Source organism: Paraburkholderia flagellata (assembly GCF_021390645.1).
In the GTDB taxonomy this organism is placed as follows: domain Bacteria; phylum Pseudomonadota; class Gammaproteobacteria; order Burkholderiales; family Burkholderiaceae; genus Paraburkholderia; species Paraburkholderia flagellata.
Genome location: NZ_JAJEJT010000003.1, coordinates 516,288 through 536,220 on the forward strand (window position 1 = coordinate 516,288; position 19,933 = coordinate 536,220).

19 protein-coding genes are annotated in these 19,933 nt (G+C 60.3%); 8 read left to right on the forward strand and 11 right to left on the reverse strand.

Features of this window, described 5'->3' with window-relative positions; all coding sequences use genetic code 11:
• The first annotated feature begins 188 nt into the window (after positions 1–188).
• From L0U83_RS25945 to L0U83_RS25955, 3 genes are all read left to right on the forward strand, one after another.
• Positions 189–1,295 carry a porin gene (locus L0U83_RS25945; protein WP_233887025.1) on the forward strand — a complete coding sequence of 369 codons (1,107 nt, stop codon included), beginning with the start codon at positions 189–191 and terminating at the stop codon, positions 1,293–1,295.
• 329 nt (positions 1,296–1,624) lie between these two features.
• Positions 1,625–2,926 carry an MFS transporter gene (locus L0U83_RS25950; protein WP_233887026.1) on the forward strand — a complete coding sequence of 434 codons (1,302 nt, stop codon included), beginning with the start codon at positions 1,625–1,627 and terminating at the stop codon, positions 2,924–2,926.
• A gap of 159 nt (positions 2,927–3,085) precedes the next feature.
• Positions 3,086–3,778 carry a GntR family transcriptional regulator gene (locus L0U83_RS25955; RefSeq protein ID WP_233887027.1) on the forward strand — a complete coding sequence of 231 codons (693 nt, stop codon included), beginning with the start codon at positions 3,086–3,088 and terminating at the stop codon, positions 3,776–3,778.
• Between the two features lie 108 nt (positions 3,779–3,886).
• Here L0U83_RS25955 and L0U83_RS25960 read toward each other — a convergent pair whose 3' ends face one another.
• Positions 3,887–4,144 (reverse strand): DUF4148 domain-containing protein, encoded by a 258-nt coding sequence (locus L0U83_RS25960; protein ID WP_233887028.1) that lies wholly within the window; start codon positions 4,142–4,144, stop codon positions 3,887–3,889.
• A 622-nt stretch (positions 4,145–4,766) separates the two neighbouring features.
• On the opposite strand from L0U83_RS25960, the gene L0U83_RS25965 reads away from it, so the two are divergent.
• Complete coding sequence (locus L0U83_RS25965) at positions 4,767–5,021, forward strand: DUF4148 domain-containing protein (protein ID WP_233887029.1); 255 nt, start codon at positions 4,767–4,769, stop codon at positions 5,019–5,021.
• Between the two features lie 126 nt (positions 5,022–5,147).
• Here the strand turns inward: L0U83_RS25965 and L0U83_RS25970 are convergent, their stop codons facing one another.
• Positions 5,148–5,930, reverse strand: coding sequence for a cyclase family protein (locus L0U83_RS25970; RefSeq protein WP_233887030.1), 783 nt, complete (start codon positions 5,928–5,930; stop codon positions 5,148–5,150).
• 305 nt (positions 5,931–6,235) lie between these two features.
• On the opposite strand from L0U83_RS25970, the gene L0U83_RS25975 reads away from it, so the two are divergent.
• The gene (locus L0U83_RS25975) at positions 6,236–6,700 is read left to right on the forward strand and encodes a MarR family winged helix-turn-helix transcriptional regulator (RefSeq protein WP_233887031.1); all 465 of its coding nucleotides are present in this window, start codon (positions 6,236–6,238) and stop codon (positions 6,698–6,700) included.
• A gap of 51 nt (positions 6,701–6,751) precedes the next feature.
• On the opposite strand, the gene L0U83_RS25980 is transcribed toward L0U83_RS25975, so the two are convergent.
• From L0U83_RS25980 to L0U83_RS26015, 8 genes are all read right to left on the reverse strand, one after another.
• Positions 6,752–7,189: an acyl-CoA thioesterase gene (locus L0U83_RS25980; protein ID WP_233887032.1), complete on the reverse strand. Its 438-nt coding sequence runs from the start codon at positions 7,187–7,189 to the stop codon at positions 6,752–6,754.
• A gap of 49 nt (positions 7,190–7,238) precedes the next feature.
• The gene (locus L0U83_RS25985; protein ID WP_233887033.1) at positions 7,239–8,744 is read right to left on the reverse strand and encodes an indolepyruvate oxidoreductase subunit beta family protein; all 1,506 of its coding nucleotides are present in this window, start codon (positions 8,742–8,744) and stop codon (positions 7,239–7,241) included.
• A 17-nt stretch (positions 8,745–8,761) separates the two neighbouring features.
• Positions 8,762–10,948 carry a thiamine pyrophosphate-dependent enzyme gene (locus L0U83_RS25990; RefSeq protein ID WP_233887034.1) on the reverse strand — a complete coding sequence of 729 codons (2,187 nt, stop codon included), beginning with the start codon at positions 10,946–10,948 and terminating at the stop codon, positions 8,762–8,764.
• A 135-nt stretch (positions 10,949–11,083) separates the two neighbouring features.
• Positions 11,084–12,487, reverse strand: a complete 1,404-nt coding sequence (locus L0U83_RS25995; RefSeq protein WP_233887035.1) for an amino acid permease — start codon at positions 12,485–12,487, stop codon at positions 11,084–11,086.
• A gap of 37 nt (positions 12,488–12,524) precedes the next feature.
• Positions 12,525–13,664, reverse strand: coding sequence for an aminotransferase class V-fold PLP-dependent enzyme (locus L0U83_RS26000; protein WP_233887036.1), 1,140 nt, complete (start codon positions 13,662–13,664; stop codon positions 12,525–12,527).
• 36 nt (positions 13,665–13,700) lie between these two features.
• Positions 13,701–14,771 carry a porin gene (locus tag L0U83_RS26005; protein ID WP_233887037.1) on the reverse strand — a complete coding sequence of 357 codons (1,071 nt, stop codon included), beginning with the start codon at positions 14,769–14,771 and terminating at the stop codon, positions 13,701–13,703.
• A 91-nt stretch (positions 14,772–14,862) separates the two neighbouring features.
• On the reverse strand, positions 14,863–16,032 hold the full coding sequence (locus L0U83_RS26010; protein WP_308445076.1) for a pyridoxal phosphate-dependent aminotransferase: 1,170 nt from the start codon (positions 16,030–16,032) through the stop codon (positions 14,863–14,865).
• Between the two features lie 11 nt (positions 16,033–16,043).
• Complete coding sequence (locus tag L0U83_RS26015) at positions 16,044–16,898, reverse strand: HpcH/HpaI aldolase family protein (RefSeq protein ID WP_233887039.1); 855 nt, start codon at positions 16,896–16,898, stop codon at positions 16,044–16,046.
• Positions 16,899–16,916: 18 nt separating this feature from the next.
• Here L0U83_RS26015 and L0U83_RS26020 point away from each other — a divergent pair, with 18 nt between their 5' ends.
• The 3 genes from L0U83_RS26020 to L0U83_RS26030 all read left to right on the forward strand — a co-directional run bounded on the left by L0U83_RS26020 (position 16,917) and on the right by L0U83_RS26030 (position 18,667).
• Positions 16,917–17,204: a hypothetical protein gene (locus L0U83_RS26020; protein WP_233887040.1), complete on the forward strand. Its 288-nt coding sequence runs from the start codon at positions 16,917–16,919 to the stop codon at positions 17,202–17,204.
• Between the two features lie 23 nt (positions 17,205–17,227).
• The gene (locus tag L0U83_RS26025; protein WP_233887041.1) at positions 17,228–17,923 is read left to right on the forward strand and encodes a GntR family transcriptional regulator; all 696 of its coding nucleotides are present in this window, start codon (positions 17,228–17,230) and stop codon (positions 17,921–17,923) included.
• A gap of 123 nt (positions 17,924–18,046) precedes the next feature.
• The gene (locus tag L0U83_RS26030; RefSeq protein ID WP_233887042.1) at positions 18,047–18,667 is read left to right on the forward strand and encodes a YitT family protein; all 621 of its coding nucleotides are present in this window, start codon (positions 18,047–18,049) and stop codon (positions 18,665–18,667) included.
• A gap of 650 nt (positions 18,668–19,317) precedes the next feature.
• Here the strand turns inward: L0U83_RS26030 and L0U83_RS26035 are convergent.
• Complete coding sequence (locus L0U83_RS26035) at positions 19,318–19,857, reverse strand: carboxymuconolactone decarboxylase family protein (RefSeq protein WP_233887043.1); 540 nt, start codon at positions 19,855–19,857, stop codon at positions 19,318–19,320.
• Positions 19,858–19,933: the final 76 nt, after the last annotated feature.

The following is a 19,933-nucleotide window of genomic DNA, read 5'->3' on the forward strand; positions in this document are numbered from 1 at the left end:
AGCATCAATCTGGCCGATCGATGACGTACTGCAGGGCAATTCCGGAAAGTACCAATGGTTTGGCAATCCAAGTCTTGCCATGGTTGGAGCTTTTTGTGCACAAGCCGCGCACGAGACAGTCTCCGGGGTCGCTCCAGATTCGCGCAGAAACGCCGGGTTGCAGTTCAGTGCTCAGGAGACGATTTGACATGCAGAAAAAGGTAATCGCGGGGACGATTCTGACCACCTTGTTCACCAGCGGCGCACACGCCCAAAGCAGTGTGACGCTGTATGGCATCGTGGACGCAGCCGTTGCTTACACAAGTAACATTGGGGGTCACAGCGCCGTTCAGTTGCTGCCTGGCGGGATGTCTTCTGACAGGTGGGGTCTGCTTGGCAAGGAGGATCTCGGAGGCGGAAACCACGCAGTTTTCAAACTCGAGAACGGCTTCAGCGTCACAAATGGCGCGCTCGGCCAGGGTGGCCGAATGTTCGGCCGCAATGCATACGTTGGCCTCGCAAACGACCAGTGGGGCACCCTGACAGCTGGTCGCCAGTACACCCCATTTCAGGATTTCATGCCCTACGTGATGGGCGCGCGATTCATGACCGGGTACACCCTTCGCCCGTACGACAACGACGGCCTGAACAACACGTTTCGTGCGAACAATTCCGTCAAGTATCTTTCGCCGAAAATTGCGGGACTTTCGGCCGAGGCCTTGTACGGGTTTTCTAACGCCCCGGGGCAATTTGCCAACAATCGCATGTGGAGTGTGGGCGCGGATTACACCCGTGGGCCGTTGCAACTCGATGCTGGCTACATCTACATGAACCATCCGGGCTCCGGCACGGCTGGGACCGCAGCGTCGGATAGCTATTACGGAGCCCTTCCGACGATCGCGGCCGGTGGAGTCCAGAGACAGGAGGTATATGGCGGTGGCGCCGCGTACACCGTCGGGTCGTTTGTTGCCACAGCGATGTACACACACTCGAAATTCGACGCGCTGACGGGCGGATCACTGACCTTCTCGAACGTTGATGTGGGGCTCAACTATAAGCCCACACCAGCGACCTCTCTGACCGCCGGGTACATATACACGAACCAGCGCAGCACTGTCGCGGCAGGCGCCAATACGCACTACAACCAGCTAGCCGGAGTCGCGGATTATTACCTTTCGAAAACGACGGACCTTTACGCGAGCGTGACGTACCAGAAGGCCGCCGGCCATTCACATGCATTCATCAACGGCATTCAGGGAGCGTCGACCTCGAATAACCAGACGATCGTGCTGACCGGCATCCGGAAAATGTTCTGACAATCCGGGGATGGCAAAAAGTGCGAGGCGGGGTTCTTTGGTCCCGCCGACGAGGATTCAAGCCTCGCACGCCGATTTGTACATCGAGTTTTCAGGTTGCCTCCTTCTGATGAGCTCTACTACCCAAACGGACAACAGCGGCTGGCTGCCCTACCATTTCATTGGTGTCCTTCCCGATCAGGAAAACCCGATGCGCGAAGCCCCTGAAAAGTTCGCGCACAGTTGGTGTGCGCCTGACGTATCGCGCCGGGAGTGACTGCAACCGGATCGGCGTGACCGGTTCATTCAGTTGCGCTCACCACTTTTTTGCACCGTGACCACTCGCAACCATGAGCAATTCCCCAAGACTGGCTACGCAAGGCGCTACGCGCGGCATATTCGTTGCCTCGATCGGCAACGCACTGGAATGGTTTGACTTCGCCACATACGGTTTCTTCGCCGCCACAATCGCGAAAGTGTTCTTTCCCATCGGGAACGAGTTTACCTCGCTGATGTTGACGCTCGCCAGCTTTGGCGTACCGTTCTTCATGCGTCCAGTCGGTGCGATCGTTATCGGGCGGCTTGCCGATCGCGCCGGGCGCAAACCCGCGATGACATTGACCGTCGCGCTGATGCTGCTCGGTACCTTGATTATCGCGGCAACGCCGTCGTATCAGTCTATCGGGCTGGTAGCACCCATTCTCATCTTCATTGCTCGGCTTATTCAAGGCTTTTCGGCGGGTGGCGAGTTCGGGAGTGCAACAACTTTTCTCGCCGAGCAGAATCCTCAGAGACGCGGCTTCTTTGGGTCGTGGCAGTTCGCAAGCCAGGGTATTTCGCAGGCGATGTCTGCCAGCGCAATCTGGCTTATCACGGCGCGTTTTAGTCCGGCGGACATCCAGATATGGGCATGGCGGATTCCCTTCTTCTTCGGCCTTTTGATCGGGCCCGTCGGCCTGTGGATGCGACTGTCCATCAGCGAGACAGAGGAATTCGTGCGGGAAGTTGCAGCGAAGCGCGAAATTCACGTTGCAGGTAAGTCAAGCCTGTTGCACGGAATACTCACGTGCTCCGGTCTCATGATTGGCATGACTGCATCCAGCTACGTGATGGTTCTCTTTCTGCCCACGTTTGCCATCAAGCAGCTCAACATGCCCTCCGCAGTTGCCTTCGCTTCAGCGACCTTGATTGGGTTGTGCACCCTTGTCGTTACGCCACTCTCTGGAGCGCTCTCTGACCGGATCGGTGCCCGTCGCGTCATATACCTCGGCATGGTGCCCGCCGCGCTGGTGATCGTCCCGCTTTTCAGCCTGCTGGTTACTTATCGCAGCCTCGGCGCGCTTATCGCGTGCCAGATGACCATCGCGGTCCTGATGGCGGTAAGCGCAGGTGGCCTTGCGAGCCTGATGGCGGACCTCTTTCCCACCCGCAATCGAACACTCGGCATCTCAGTCGGCTACAACCTCGCCGTGACGATTTTTGGTGGCCTGTCCCCGATGATCATCTCAGCGGTCGTCCACGTCTCCAAGGCCGAGATGGCGCCGTGCTGGTACGTTCTGATAGCGATTCTGGTCACGATCGGGACCTTGACGCTATCCCGGCGAGACCTTGTCTCAGCCGGACAGCAGCCGTTTCAACCAGCGGACGTGTAACCGCCTGTACTGGCGGTTCCGGACGGCGACCTGTTCCTCCCGCAACGGACGCCCACCGCAGACTGCTCACCACGGTGTCCCGGCGGACAACTGCAGAATACATATACAATGTCTGCGTATTTATTGAAATCAGAAAGCGGTTAATCGGAGTGAACGTTGATGGCGGACGGCAGTCAGCAGGAAACGAATGCACCTCGACGCAGAGTGCTCAAACAGGTCACTCTCGTCGACACGATCTACGAGAAGGTGCGTGAGAGGTTGAGACGCGGGGAAGTGGCCCCGAATGAGCGTCTGCTCGACTATCAGATCGCAGACGAATTCGGTTGCACGCGAATGCCCGTCCGCGAGGCTCTTCTGCGTCTCGTCAAGGATGGTCAGCTGGTAGGCACAACACGTGGTTTCGTGATTCCGCGACTGTCCGACAAGGACGTCCGCGAAATTTACGAGGTGCGCCGCCTCCTGGAGCCAGCTGCAGCTGCCAGCACGGCCACAGCGTTGTCGGAAGACCAGCTCGCCGCGCTTTCTCGCATCTACAAGAAGGCTGTCCGCGCCTGTGAAACTCGCGACGCGGGGGCAATGGTGGAAGCCAGCGCTGAATTCCGGGACATCTGGCTGGGCGCGGTTGAGAATGAGCGGCTAAGGACGGCAATCATCCAGTTTGCCGAGCATCCGCAGCGGATCCGTCTGGCGACCCTGCAAGACAACGACGCGCGAGAGATCTTTGTCGAAGGCCTCAGGACTCTTCTGGATGGATTTCTCACCCGTGATCGCAAACAGATCCGCGCAAGCTTGCAGAAGATATTGCTCGCGGCCGAGCAGCATTATTTTGCGCTGTCCGAGAGCGAGGATTGAGACTTCCAGGCGAACAAGCCGCAAGCCCTAAGCGGCACGCCTTCAGTTGATCAGACGTTTGACGCCCTGCTGCCCGACTGGAGGTGACGGTACCAGCGCGGGGCGCATCTACTGCGAATCAGCCGGCGGGCGAGCACGGCGTTGCTCCACAATTGCCGCAGCCTGGAGCACATCATCCGGGTAGTTGTTGTTCAGGCCAGCAGGTTGCAGTCCTGCGGCACGCCATGTCGCTAACTCAGCCTTTACGTCGGCGCGCGTTTTTGATACTGACGAAACCGAAGAAGTTAAAGTCGTCTGAGCATCGGAGGAGGCAATCAAAGTCACCCCGATCAACAGTCCAAGTGCCATGCAAATTAACGTCTTCATTTCACACCCCTTAACGTGACCTTCCCCCCAATTCTAGGCGGGAGTAGAAAAATATCCAGGGTGTATTGCACGTGCCTCACGGCCCATGGGAACACGAGGCTCGCGATATAGGTCAAATACTGCAATCAGAAGTCGGAATATCCCATCCTCGCCGCCCATTCACGCGATATTCTGATAACGCGTGAGTCATTCGATTTCAGGTACATTGGAAATCTGAATTCCGGATTCACGGTATTTTCCGAATCGTCTGGCTGATATTTTATCCGCGCTTGATGTAGTGCCAACTGCCGGTGCACTGAGTTCCAGGTAAGTGACATGTTTGCCTGAGAAATGAACGACGTCACGACTGCGGCATGACGCTCACTCCTTGCGTTCTTGCCCGGACAGACCTTCGACACCCCGCGCGATCACCTTCTTCGTGTGGCACTCGTCGGGCGACAGCGATCGCTGCCAGCCAATTAGCTCGAGAACTGGCACAGCCGTCCACCTCGAGCTCAGAAATGAGCGACGCAGCAGCATGATGAGGCTCGCCGTCAGGTGAAACGCCCGGCGCAATACCCCTGGCCAGTCGCTGCGTACCGACTAGAATGTGACTGTGCCACCCCTTTTCGGAGGACACGTCATGAAGATCGAAACCCGGTGGATGCTGGGTGTACTGCTTGGCACGGCGGGCGCTTTTTCCGCGAATGCACAAACATCCCCACTGTCGCAATCTCAGCCGGCACCCCTGGCTCGCGCCGACGTCCGGTCTGACCTTATCGCCTGGCGCGCCGCAGGATTTAAACCGCCCATCAATTTCGAGCACTACCCCGCCAACGCGCAGGAAGCGGGACGAATCGTGGCGGAACGGCGAGCGAATTCGCCTGGTCAGCAGTAGCGGGAACAAACAGAGGCTCCGCGAGATAGCCGCCAAGGATCGTCGCCCGCAACACCCGTCCTTCGTGATGCGACGCCATCGTGCCCCGACGGCGTCGCAAACCACACAAATTCTTCCCCGTGGCGTTCAACGGCCAGGTGCCAGCGCAATTACGCGAAGGGGACTCCCGGATCCGCCTTGTATCTTCAAAGGTGCGGCCAGAATCATCGCGCCGGTTGGCGGCAATTCGTCGAGATTTTTCAGGCACTGCAGCCCGTAACGATTGGCGCCGTGCATCAGCGTATGGCATGGGTATGGAACCGGCCAGGCATAAGACTGGCCAGCGTCCGTGTTGATTGTTTCAACGCCAAAGCCGTGCACGTTCCGCTCGTGAATTAGCCACTCCACCGCCTCTTGCGTCGGCCCCGGTGTATGCGCGCCATCCTCCCGGAAGTTCACGAACTCGGCAGGATCCGTGCGTTTGGACCAGTCGGTGCGGAACAACACCCATGCAGACGCAGGTATCTTGCCGTGCTGCGACTCCCAGCGTTCCATGAACGCCTTCGTGAGCAGCCAGTCGGGGTTAGCCGCCACTTCCGTGCTGGCGTCAATCACGACTGCCGGCGCAATGAAATTCTTCACGTCAATCGTATCGACCGAATTGTCTGCGTGATCCTTGCCGGTAACCCAATGAACCGGAGCATCAAAGTGCGTTCCGGTATGTTCGCCGCAAGAGAAGTTGTTCCAGTACCAGCCTGGGCCCTTCTCGTCGTACCGACTGATCTGTTCCATTTTGAACGACCATACTTGCCCAAATTCAGGCGGCAACTGTAAGGCAGGGAAATCGGGCGAAAGCGTATGCGTCAGATCGACCGTACGAATCCCGCCGAGGGTAAGTTCGCGGGTGAGTTGATTGAGAATCGTCGTCATATTACCTGTCGTCTCCGTGAATTGTGGACAACCGTCGTTGGCTTCGGCAAAGCCGCCGGAGTTTGCGTGTTGCTGATGCAGCTAACAAAAATATCGTAGTGCTAAGTCTAAAGGACTTATTCGCTGGCATTCAGCACATTTTCCAGGGCGCTGAATCCGATGCAGAATGGTAGCTCACCCGACTGGGTCGCATCGGGTAGTGCGCATTTGTTAACGCTTGTCATCCGCGATCCGTGTTGGCATTCGTATAGGTTACTTTCCGTGCTATGGTTGCCGTTCCTTCTTCATCTCAGGCCACTTCAGCTGTGCATACGAAACGTTCGACCGAGTCCCAGCCACGAGCTTTTGTTGAGGACTACACGCCAGCGCTTCTCGCGCAGGTTAGTCAACTCATATCCGGCGAATTTCACGCCATTGTGCAGGCCAACGGGTTCGAGATTTCCGACTGGCGGGTTCTGTCCACCCTTTCCGACGGCAAGCCCATCAGCATCGGCCGCCTTGCGCAGGTCTCGGTCACCAAACAACCCACTGTCACGCGGCTGCTGGACCGCCTGGAGGCGCAGGACTACGTCGAGCGCCTGCCGCACGAGACCGACCGGCGCGTAACGCTCGTTCGCATCACGCCGCAAGGGCAGCATCTCGTCTCGGCCTTGATCGAACAGGCCAAGGCACATGAGGAGCATGTGCTCGCGCCTCTCGGCAAGCAGAGAGCCGAGGACCTGAGAGCAACCCTGCGGCTTTTGATCGACTTGCATCGTACGGAAGTGTGAGCGCCAGGCTGATCCATCAAGCGCTGCCCAGTATTCTCTGCACCGCAAGCGTCAAACAGGCACAATTGCGCTGGATCCTTCGCATTCGATCGCTGCACGCAGGTCCTCCGGAATATCAACCGACTGATGCGTGTCGAGCGAAGTCGTCACGATGACCTGGGTCGCCGCCATCCGGACGTCGCCGTCTACACCGGCGCACTGCCACGCAAGCGTAAGCGAACGCTCCCCGATCCGCACCACTTCGAGCGAGAGCCACACCTGATCGCCCATGCGGCTGACCGCCTTGTAATCGACTTCCAGATGCACGGTCGGCAAGCCGATCCTGCGCTGGCCGACCACACCGTGATACCCCAACGGTAACAACTCGTCGATCCATGTTTCGATCAGGTCGTTGAAAAGCACGAAGTATTGCGGGTAGAAGACGATGCCTGCAGGATCGCACTCGGAAAAGTGAATCTTGTGCCGACGTCTGAATGGAACGTTGCTCATATTGCATGCCTGAATGGTGTTTCGCTGGACTGAAATGTCTGCGCCTCGCTCAGACCAAGGCGAGCCGCGCGAGCGCCGCCTGAAGCTTTTTCCCGTGCTCGTCAGCTAGTGCTGCCTCGCGCAGTTCACGCAACGTGGCGGGCGCCAGCAACGCGCCGGCACGGACCACGGCGGCCATGACCTTTTCATAGTTGGCGAGGCCGCGTGCGTGCGTGTCGCCGTAGCCCTTGACGAGCCGCTGACACTGCGCCACCTCGACAGCGAGCGCCGGGTTGCGCTGTGCCGTGTCGCGCACCTGCCCGAGCCAGTGTTCGATGCGAGCGTCTTCCATCTGGTAGCGCAGTGTGGCGCGTCGCCAGCGGCGCATGTGCGATACCGCGTAAAGCATCAGGTATCCGCGCAGCGAACTGGTGGTCACGATCCGGCCCGAGCGCGTGACACGGCGCACGAAGCGATGCACCCAGTGCGGGCGCATCAGCCAGCGACCGATCGAGGCAGGCAGCGTCTCGCAGATTTCCTCGAGACGCGGATGCATGAACTCATTGATTGCCATGAGTTGATCCGCTTGCGCGCGCACTTCACTGCGTACCCGCTCGAAGCGTGAGCCACGCGTCTTGAGGTCGGCCACGCGAATCGTGTCTTCATACGACATCCACAGCGCCAGATGGCGCGCCGTCTCGCGCACGAGTGTGACGTCCTGCTGCTTGAGAGCGCGCTGCATCTCGGCGAGGCGATCGAGAAAGAGTCCTGCGTAGTCGGGATCCTGGTAATCGATCAACCGGCGTACGCCCTCGATCGCGAGTTGTTGCACCCCGGCGGGGAACTGGGTACGAACGCGTTCGATGAGCGCCGCCACCTCTGCGTTGCGCGGTTTCGCTTCGACGTCGGCTGCCGCGGATTCTTCGGTATCGCTTGCAGGGCGTCCGCTATCGTTGGCCTTCATGAACGCAACGCCGAACGCGCTCAGGCTTGGCTTCACGCCAACGCCGCCACGCACGATGGTCGCCTCGAACTGCTCACGGCTGAACGGCAGCACGCCCGTGCCTGCCAGTGCGCCGAACAGCACCGCGCTGATCACACTGCCGGAGGCTTCAGCCGCGCGAGCCATATCGAAGCGAACGAAGCGCTTCGCCGCCTTGCTGGCATGCGCGATCAACGCATCGTTATTCACCAGGCCGTCGCCCATTGCTGTCTTCTCAGCAATCGAATAGACGCGGTGCGTGGAAGCCACGAGCGTAGTGCGCTCGGGCGTCACGAGACCTCGCTGCACCGCGCGTCCGGCTTCCATCAGTTCGGAGGCGAGAACGACGTCGACGTCGCCCGGCAGTGGCATCAGCGCAAGCACCGGCGTGCGGCCGGCGCGCTGCGCGGTTTCCCGCGGAAACAGTTCGACGTAATAGATGGTAGCGCCGGTGCGTTGCGCCACCCCCGGCACAGAGGTGGTCTGCGCGTAGTAGCCGTTGTGCTCGCCGAGATCGACGATCCAGTCGGCGAGCACGCCACCGCCCTCGCCGCCCATGGCAAGAATGGCGATCTTGATCGGTTGGGCTTTCATGATTTAACTCTTACTCATCAAAAGGTAAAGCGCGCACGACGCGCGGCGTCGCGTCGCTGCAGCCAGCCGATCAAGCGTTCGCGCATACGCTGGCGCAACCGGTCCATGCGGGTCGGGTTGCTGACGATCTGCGCGCGATAGAACGACGGGCACAGCACGGCTGCATGGGACACTTCCCCGCACAGCCCGCAGCCCACACAGCTATCGAGCACCGTCGCCACAGGATCGGTGCGCAGCGGATCGGGATTCGGCTTAACCGACAGCGATGGACAACCCGAAAGCCGGATACACGAGTGGTCGCCCGTGCAGGTATCGGAGTCGACGCCAAAACGCTCACGCACCACGCGCTCGCCAGCGGCTATGGCTGCGCGCGCCTTCGGTTTTTCACGGCGCTGCTTGTTAAGCATGCACTCGCTTTGCGCGATGAGCACCTTCGGGCCTTTCTCGCCCGTGGTCAATGCCTCTCTCAAGCTCGCCATCATCGACTTCAGATCGTACGTACGACGAATCGTACGCACCCACTTCACCCCGACGCCTCGCACGGCACGCTCGATCTCGTGACCCGTGCTGCGCGTCGGATTGAGAGCCGTCGACGAGAGAATGTCCTGGCCGCCCGTTGCGGACGTATAGCTGTTGTCGACAATAACGGTCAGATTGTCGCTCTTGTTGAAGACGGAGTTTGCGATCCCGCTCGTCAAACCGTTGTGCCAGAACCCACCATCGCCCATCACCGAGATCGCTCGCTTGGCCGCAGGCGCGTTCAGTGCCGAAGCGCTGGCGCCGCCGAGACCGTAGCCCATAGTCGTGCTGCCAAGATTGAACGGTGGCAGGATGGAAAACAGATGGCAGCCGATATCGGCACTCACATGGTGCGGCCCGAGTTCGCGCTCGACCAGCTTCATCGCCGTGAAAATCGGCCGCTCCGGGCAACCTGTACAGAACCCGGGAGGCCGGGCATGCACATTCTCGTCGAGCGGGGAAACCTGGTCGGCGGCGGGAGCTGCCCCATCCGTACCAGGCGCGGAATCAACCGCTGCCGCCACGAGCGGAATCACCTTGCGCGGCTCGGGTGCAAGCACGCCATAGCGCTCGAAAAACGTACGTAGTCCTTTCAACACGGTGGCCGTGTTGTACTCGCCGGCAAGCGGCAACATGTCCTTGCCATGCAGCATCACAGCGCAATCCGTCTGGCGAAGAATCGCGCCGGCGTTTTGCTCGACAAAGTTCGGCTGCCCTTCTTCGATCACGAGCACAGCGCGCTTGCCCGCGCAAAACCGCTGCCACTCGGAGTCGATGAGCGGATAGGCGACGTTCATGACATAAAGCGGGACCTTCGATTCGCCATATACGTCTGCGAGATCCAGACGTTCCAGCGCGCGCAGCACCGTGTTGTAGCTGCCGCCCTGCACGGCGATCCCGATGTCGGCATCGTCAGCAGAGAAAAACTCGTTGAGCTGCCGTTCTTCGATGAACTTCACGGCTGCCGGCCAGCGATGCCTGATCTTTTCCTGCTCATGCAGAAAGCTTGCGGGCGGCAGCACGATGCGGTTGACATCGCGCTCAGGCCTTTCGAGTGCGTCCTTGATCGAGAAAGTCGAGACCCGATTATCCGAGGCGACGAACTGCCCATGCACGTGACACGCACGGATCCGCAGTTGCAGCATGACGGGCGTGTTGCTCGCTTCGGACAAGTCGAAGCCGTCTTTCACGGCCTGAACGATGCATGGCAGGTTCGGGCGCGGATCCAGCAGCCAGATCTGCGACTTCATCGCAAATGCGTGGCTGCGCTCCTGCATGATCGACGAGCCTTCGCCGTAATCTTCGCCGACGATGATGAGCGCGCCGCCCTTCACGCCGCCCGATGCGAGGTTCGCAAGCGCGTCCGACGCGACATTCGTGCCGACCGTCGCCTTGAACGTAACCGCGCCGCGCAGCGGATAGTTCACCGAAGCAGCCAGGGACGCGGCGGCTGTCGCTTCGCTCGCGCTGTTTTCGAAGCGGATACCGTGATCGCTCAGGATATCCTGAGCGTCGGCCAGCACATCCATCAAATGCGATATCGGCGCGCCCTGATAGCCGGCGACATACGCCACGCCGGACTCGAGCAGCGCCTTGGTCACGGCGAGAATCCCCTCGCCGCTGAATACCTCGCCAGCCTGAAGGCGCAGCTTCTTCACTTCCTCTACGAATGACCGCTCGGCCATGGTGTTCCTTGTTGGTGATCCGGTCTGGCATGGCCGCAGGAAGCCATGCGCTCGAATACGCGCTACACGGGAAGCGCCCGATCGCGTGCCCTTCCCGTGGGCCGCGCTCGTTGCACGACCCAGCGGTCCAGATGATCAGGCACTGGCGGCGTTGCCGACCACGGACTGCGCCAACCGCTTGCGGTAGACGAAGTACACGATGGAAACGGCGACCAGCCACGGCACCCCGACGATCCAGGAGATATTCCAGAATTCGGTATCCAGACCCATCGTCACCAGAATCGCACTCAGCAACGCGATCCCCGTGATTTGCGCGATCGGGAACAGCGGCATGCGCACCGGCAGCTTGCGGCCTTGCCATGCGCGACGGAAGCGCAGATGCGTAACCAGGATCACGATCCACACGAAGATGCCGCCGAACAAGGCAATACCGAACAGGTAGTTGTAAGCGAGCGGGCTGAAGAACGACACGCCTGCTGCCGCCAGAATGCCTGCGCCCGAGATCAGCGTGGCAACGAGCGGCGTGCCATTCTCGGTCAGCGAACCGAGCCAGCGCGGTGCATAGCCGCCGCGCGCGAGCGAGAACAACGTGCGCGAGGAGAGGTAGATGTTGGTGTTCATGCTCGAGAGCGCAGCCGTGATCACCACGAAGTTCATCAGCCCCGCGGCGTGCGCAATGCCTGCGTGCGCGAAGAGCTTCACGAAGGGGCTTTGCTGCACCACCTTCGCACCGGCTTCGGTCCACGGGAGGTACGCGACCATGATGCCGAGCGCGAGAATATAGAAAAGCGTGAGGCGCAGAACCATCGAGCGGAGTGCGTTCGGAATGGCACGCGACGGATCTTTTGCTTCGCCGGAGGTCACGGCCACGATTTCCACGCCATAGAACGAGAAGATCGCCATCAGCACGCCCATCCACACGCCGCTGAAGCCGTGCGGCATGAACCCGCCGGGCAAGCCGGTGAGGTTGTGCAGGCCAACGCCCGGCGTCCCCGTTCCGAGGCCGAATACGTGCGCGAGGCCGACCACGATGAAGCCGAGGATCGCCACCACCTTGATCAACGCGAACCAGTACTCGAACGAACCGAAGTTGGTCACCGACCGGCAGTTGATGTAGACGAGTGCAATGCCGAACGCAATGGACCACAGCCACACAGGAATGCCCGGGAACCAGAAGCCCATATAAACGCCAACGGCAATCGCTTCACCGCCGACCGCAACCACCTCGATGATCCAGTACGTGTAACGCACGACGAAGCCGGCCCAGCGGCTCAGGTACATCTCGGCGTAAGTGCCGAACGAACCTGCGGTCGGATGCGCGACTGCCATCTCTGCCAGGCTGAACACCATGATCACGGCGATCAGCGCTGCGATCGCGTAGCTGATCAGCACGCCGGGGCCGGCGTAGCCGATCGCAATGCCACTCCCCATGAACAAGCCCGTGCCAATTGCGCCACCAATGCCGATCATCGCGATCTGCCGCTGCGTCAAGGCCTTGTGCAAGCCTTTTTCACGCGCGGTAATGTTTGTCTCTTCCATATCGTCATTTCCTGGATAGTTGTTTTTCCGAAGCGGATCAGGCTTCCGGGAGCAACGCAGACAAGGTGTCGAGCACGTCATGACTGGTCAGCATGCCCGGCGACATGCGCACCGTGCTGCCCCGTGTATCCACGAGAACGCCCTGCTTCGCCAGAGTGACCTCCAGTTCTTGCGGATCGACGTATGCCGGCAGTTCTGCCATCACGCTGCCGCCGCGCTGCGCATCCTCGCGCGGCGATCGCACGCGGTATCCCTTTGCGTCGGCGAGCGCAATCAACTGGCGCGACAGCGCGAGATTGTGCTCACGCATGCCGGCCGCCGCAGGCGAGAGTCGCCACGCGAGTCCTGGGCTCGACGCGACGAACGGCAAGAACGATGGCGTGCCGCCGTCGAAACGCCGCGCATCCGGGGCCAGTGCAAAGCGCGAGAGGTCCCAGTTGAAGGGATCGGGCTGGCTGAACCAGCCTTGGACGAGCGGCTTCATCTCGCCGTCGATCAGCTTCGGGTCCAGATACGCGAGCCCGGTACCCGGCGCGCCGCACAACCATTTGAGCGTCGTGGTCGCGACAAAATCGACAGCTGGCTGCGTGACGTCGAAATCGAGAATGCCTGCGCCCTGCGTGATGTCGACCGCAATCAGGCTGCCTTGCGCGCGGCCGTGCCTGGCGAGGCGCGCAACATCCGCTCGCTTCGAAGAGGTCGACGTAACCCAGGTGACGATCGCCAGCGCCACGTCTTCCTGCCAATGGGCGATGAATTCGTCGTCGGTCACATAGGCGGCGCCCGGCGCGAGCGGCACCGTATCGAGCGTGAAGCCGAGCACGGGTTCGAGCCCGCGCAACATGTAGTGCAGGCTCGGGAAGCAATCCCCGGCGATCAGCACGCGACGGCCGGCCAGACGCCCGCGACCGAGCGCGCCGACAAAACGCGCGAACGCATCCGTGACGTTCTCAGAGGCGAAGACGGCATGGGCCGGAGCGTTGACCAACGTGGCCCATTGATCGAGCACCTGACGGCGCGCTTCGAGACCGTAGTCCCATCGTTTGAGGTCGGGGCGGCACCAGCTGGACGCAAAGGTGTCGAGCGCGGCGCGAACGGCGTCCTCCTGCCCCGGAAACATACCGACCGAGTGGTAAAGCAGCCACCCAGAGCGATCGGAATCGGCGAGATGAGTCATATATTGGGTTCCTTTCAGTGTGACCGGGTTTGCGCGTCAGAACATGTGGCGCATGCCCACAGCGACGCCGGTCTGGTTGTTCTTGCCCGGCAGTTCGGTATATGCACCGCCCGAGACGTGGTTGTAGTCGACGGTACCGTAGACCTGCGTGGCCTTCGACAGCGAATACTCGGCAAGCAGCACGCCTGTATAACGCTCGCCGTTGTTGCCGGCGAAACCGTTGAGGTTGTGCATGTCGTCGTAGTAGAACGCGCCCGTGAGCGCCAGCGCCGGCGTGGCCTGATAAGTCGCGCCCGTATAGAGCGTCATGTCGCGACGCTGGTTGGCGGAAAACGAGCCGGTTGCAACTGTGCGGCTCGGATCGTTGAGCGACTCGTCGACCGTCCCAGTGCCGTCTTGCCCACCCAGATACCCGGCGAACAACGTGGCCGGGCCGGCCGAATACTTCGCGCCGAGACCCCACATGCGCTGGATGTTGTTGCTGAGGTCGCGCGTTTCCTGATATGTACCGCCAAAGCTCGCCGGACCGAGGTCGTATGACGCGCGCACACTCCAGGACGAGTTCTTGCTCAGGCTGCCGGGTTGCTGGCCGAACCCGTAGGTCGCGCCGAGATGCAGGCCGCCGAACTGCCCCGCATAGGTCGCGGCGCTGTCGATACGGCCGACCGTCATGAAGAAGGGCCATGAGTTCGCGGTGTAGTTACCGACAGTCAAGGGATCGAAGTCGCCGAAGAAGTTGAATGCCTCCGTTCCCTGGCGGCCGAGCGTGAAGGTGCCGAGATTGCTGGACAAACCTACGTATGCATAGCGGCCGAAGAGCCGTCCCCCCTGATTGAGCTTGCCGGTTTGCGGATCGAAGCCGCTTTCGAGGCGGAACACTGCCTTTACCCCGCCACCCAAATCTTCGTCTCCCTTCAAACCCCAGCGGCTATTGGTGATCGCACCGTTGGTCAACTGCACCTGGTTGTCGTTTGCCGCATCCGAGTTATTCGTGAAGCGAATGCTCTGGTCCACGATGCCATACAGCGTAACGGAGCTTTGCGCGAAGGCAGTGCCCGTCAATCCGATCCCAAGGGTGGCTATCGCGGCGTGGAGTTTGCGTTGCATGATTGGAGCTGTCTCTCTTCTTTGGGTGGAAAACTGCCCGGCGGCGATCGCCGAACGTCAATACGGCAAAGCTCCGGCGGCGCAGGCTGGTCTAGTGCCGGTCACGCAACAGTGGACTGAGTCGATCCAGGGCTTCGATCAGGCTGGCGTCGCTGCGCGCGTAGCACAGGCGGATCTGGTGCGCCGACTCCCGCCCGAACGCGATGCCCGGCGCAAGCCCTACGCCGGCTTCGTGCACGGCGCGCCGACAAAACTCGAGCGTGTCGGTGACACCATCGATACTGAACATGAGATAGAACGAAGCACTGGCGGGCACCACGTGCAGACCTTCGAAAGCGTGCAGACGATCGAGCGCGATCTGCCGGCCGCCGCGGCAGCGCGAGACGAACGCCTCGACGACTGCCTCGCCCTCGTTGAGTGCCGCTGCGGCCCCTGCCTGCAGAAACGCCTGGCCGCCGCTAGTGTTGAACTGGACCAGTTTCTCGAAGGTATCGAGCATCGAGCGCGGGTACACGAGCCAGCCCATGCGCCAGCCGGTCATGAGCCACGCTTTGGAAAAGCTGTTGATCACAAAAACCGGGTCTTCGGGCGAGGCAATTTCCAGCAGCGACGGCGCATAAGGGCGGTCATAGACAATGCGCTGGTACACCTCATCGGCAAGGATCGCGATACCGCGCGAACGCGCGAATTCGAGCAGTTGCCGCTGCTGGTCGCGTTCCATCATCCAGCCCGTCGGGTTGCCCGGTGAGGCGTAGTAGATTGCCTTCGTGCGTGTGTCGCAAGCGTCGATCAGCCGCTGCAGGTCTAGATGCCATCCATCATCGCTGTAGTCGAGCGGCACGCTACGAACATCGCCGCCGGCAATCGTGACGGCGCGCAGAATATTGGGCCACGACGGCGTCACGCACACGACGTTGTCGCCCGGCTCGACGATCGCTTGCGCGACAAGCATGACTGCATTCATGCCGCCGCACGTGACGGCGATTCGCTCGTCTTCGACGTGTATTCCGCACAACCGGTTGTAGTACGCGCGAATCGCGTCTCGCAGTTCAAGAATGCCGCGATTAGGCGAATAGAAGGTCTTTCCGGCTGCCAGCGCGCGGCTGGCCGCGTCACAAAACGCCTGCGGCGTCGGCAGGTCACTCTCGCCCGCCCATAAACCTATGACGTCACCTCGGCCGATTCCCAAACGCCAGACGTCGATGATGGGCGAATCCGGCATCTCTGCGATCGTTCGTCTCGTGATATTCATCGCATCCATTTGAGGTCTGATCAAAATGAAAGGCTTCGGTCGTGCAACGAACGGCACGCTTCTTCTCGCGTCGCAAGGAAACCTTCCTTGACCACGTCAATGTCATTGGCGCACACGACTATCCGGTATCCGCTCTCGACCGCCTGATGTACTGCACGTGCGTTGCCAGTGAAGATGCCGCACGGCAAACCATTTGCCGTGGCGGCACGCAGCACGCGCTCGCAGTCGCGGCTGATTACCTGGCTATCGCTGGTGCCGCGCGAAAAGGCAAGATCGCCAGTACCGATGAACAGATAATCGACGCCCTCAATTGCGGCGATGTCTTCAACGTTTTCGACTCCCTCGGCCGTTTCGATCATCAGTCCAATGGCCACCTCGCGATCGGCGGCTCGCATCGCTTCGAGACCCGCCAGCAACGGCCGCACGCCGCCGGCAGAACGCCTTCCCATTGGCGGGTAACGGCCCGCGAGCACGGCCCTGCGCGCGTCGTCCGCGGTTTCAACGAGCGGCACCAGCACTGAAGCGGCGCCTGCGTCGAGCGCCTGCGCGATGGCGCTGTTCGAATTCTCCGCGCAGCGGGCAATCACCGGGAGCCGCGCACCAACAGCGCCAATTGCCGATTCAAGCGTGCCGCGTTCCCACAAGCCGTGCTGGAGATCGAGAACGAGGGCGCCAGGTTTCGCACGTGCGGCGAACTCCATCACCGGTACGCTCCCAAGCGCCAGCCAGATCAAATGAAGGGGCGCATCACAGGTCAGGAGCGGCTTCAGCGAGCGAAAGAGCATTGATTTACGCCTCCTCCAGGGTTTTCCGCCACGTTGCGATTGTTCATACAATACATAAACTGGATTCAGTTTCTTGCGTGGAAAGAACATTACTGTGGATATATTTTGATGTCAACGAACTACACCCCGGCAATTCTGCCGACTCGTGGCAGAGCCTTGATCTACAACGGACTCGGGTTTTACCGGGCTGGGTTTTCACTGATGCAAAACGTCGCAATAACGGGGAAAACCGCTGGAAATCGCTCACAACACGTTGCCTCAACAACCATGATGAACCGGGTCCGGAGAAAGCCTTTCGAAACCCATGTCGAAGCGCGGATTGAGGGCTGCCAGGCCTGCTCTCCTGCTGTCTTGACAATTCAGACCAGCGCAGCTGAGAATGAAAAAGAATTCTGAATCCAGTTTACGAAACGGCCATCATGACGACACTGGTTGAAAAGATTGCAAAAGCGCCCACCAGAACTGCGCTCAAACAGACGACGCTGACTGAGACGATCTACCAGGAGGTCCGCGCCCGACTGCAGCGCGGAGATATTGGGACGACCGAGCGCATTCTCGACTATGAAATTGCCGACGAATTCGGCTGCACGCGCATGCCCGTTCGCCAGGCGCTTGTCCGACTGGTCAACGAGGGATACCTGGTCGGCACAACGCGCGGCTTTGTCATGCCCAGACTCACGAACGACGACGTTCATGAGATTTTTGAAGTCCGCAGACTGCTCGAACCGAGCGCGGCTGCTGGCGCAACGACAGCGCTAACGGACGAACAGCACGCCGCGTTGAAGCGTGCCTACCAGAAAGCCGTGCGAGCTTGCGAAAAGCAGGACCGCGCTGCGATGATTACCGCCAACGTGGAATTTCGCGATGTTTGGCTCTCGGCCGTACAGAACCGTCGGCTGCAGGACACGATCAGACGTTTTGCGGAACACGCGCAACAAGTCAGATCGCTCACGCTGACCGACGCGTCAACCCAGAAGATCGCATTGGCCGGACTGCATGACTTGCTGGAAAGCTTCCTCGCGCGCGATTCGAAGCGTGCAAGAACCATCATGCTCGAATTCATTCTCAACGCTGAGCAGCGCTATTTCGTCCTGGTGGACGGCCAGGACCAGTGATCAGAATAAGGCGCGCATCCACTTTATCCGGCCGCATTCCCACCGCGATGGGGGCCGTCCGTCCGCGTGGCCTCTTTATGACAGGACAACTAAAGATGGAGCGCTCATTGGCGAACTTAAGCTATGAATAAGGCGATCCTGGAACAAGGAACCTGGTGGCGAACGGGATTCGAAACAGCTTTCGTGATACTCGGCTCGGCCGTTATCGCCCTGAACTACTACGTGTTGCTGCAGCCGAACCAGATTCTGCCTCCCGGTCTCGGCGGTCTGCTGGCGTTCGCGTCGCGTCAATTTGCCCTTCCATTCGACATTGTCTATTTCGCGGTCAATATCCCTCTGTTTCTGGTTGGATTCCGCGTAGTCGGCTTACGTTTCCTGATGCTGAGCCTGGCAGGAACCCTGGCCATGTCAGTTTTTCTCAAGCTGTTCAGCGCGGTGCCGGGCATTCATGGGCTCGTGCTCGGAACCTTGGTCGGCGGCTTGTTGAACGGGGCCGCCATCGCCGTCATTCTGATGTGCCGGGGATCCACTGGCGGAATGGATATCGTCTGCGTGGTGCTATCTCGTAGGTACCCACGTTTTAGCATTGGCCAGTTTTCATTTCTCTTGAACACGTCTGTGATCCTGATTTCCGGGGCATTTCTTGGCTGGGCAAGTATGCTGGCCACCCTGATCGCGATCTTCCTCGCAGGCAAGGGGGTCGATTGGGTGATGGCTATGGGAAGGCCGCTGGCAGCCCGGTGAAAAAGCTGCGACCACGTGTGTCCAGCTTCGATTCCGTGAATGCTTCGCCTGCCCTCACACGCAACGCAAGGTTAGCGGGCACGCCACGGCAACCAGGACCAACCGCTCGTGCTTCACTCGTCATTCCGGATGCCCGGCAGCACATCGTGTGAACCGTTTTCAGTCAGAACAACGCGCTTCTTGCCGCGCCTGAAGGCTCGCAGGCAGATCGGTCATTTATGCCCGCGCTGATTTGATTGTGGACGATCCCACGCTCGCCGCTCGACCGACAGGATTGCTCAGAAATCTGAAATCCGGTCTACCGACCTCCGAACGAGTGCGGAGGGTCGATGGACCAAACCGCTCCCGCGGCGGACCGACGCTCCTTCGTCCGAGTGTTTGCTGAACGCAGTAGGCACCCCACTCACCGAATCTCGAGGTTGCCAGAATGAGTCGACCTGTTCGCCCGCCCGGCACTGCGACATAGCAGATCGACTGGTTGCGCATCGGCGAGCCTGCTGGGCTGCATCTCGACACCGCTTTGATCGGTGTAGAGGACACATAAAGCGACGCCCCGCTCGAAAAAAATAGACGCCGTGCGGCGCGATCCGCGCGCGGCACGACGAGCGATGCTTCAACTGGCCTGACCTGCGCCATCTGCGCAACGTGCCTTAGGCCGGCAGCTTCGGTGCGGCAGGAAAATCGACCGGCACGCGGGTCACGCCATGGAGATAGTTGGTCACGACCTTGTCGCCAATCGCGACGATCACGTCCACGAGGTTTTCGTTCGTCCACCCGGCGGCGAGGAACGCATCGACATGTGCCTGATCGGCATGACCACGGCGCACCGCAATGTCTTCCACGAGAATCGCGAGCGCGTCCAGTTTCGGATCGAAGCTCGCGCGAGCGCCGCGAATCTCCAGAATCTGCTCATCCGAGAAGCCGTTCTTTTTGCCGATCATGGTGTGGGCGGCCAGACAGTATTCGCATTCGTTCACCTGGCTCACGACCAGGTTGACGACCTCCCGCGCCTTGCCCGTGATGCTGCTCTTCGCGTTCTGGAAGGTCAGATAGCTGCCAAGCGCATGCTCGGAATACGCGAACGTCGCATAGAGGTTCGGCACGACGCCGAGACCCGCCTTGAGCTTGTCGAAGATGGCCTGATTGGCGGGCGAGACGGTTTCGCGGGTGGGGACGTTGAACGTGCTCATTGAGTTTTCTCCTGATGGTAAGGGTGACGTGTCGACGATGCGTCGTTGACCGAAGTGGCGCTGTTTTGCGTTTGCG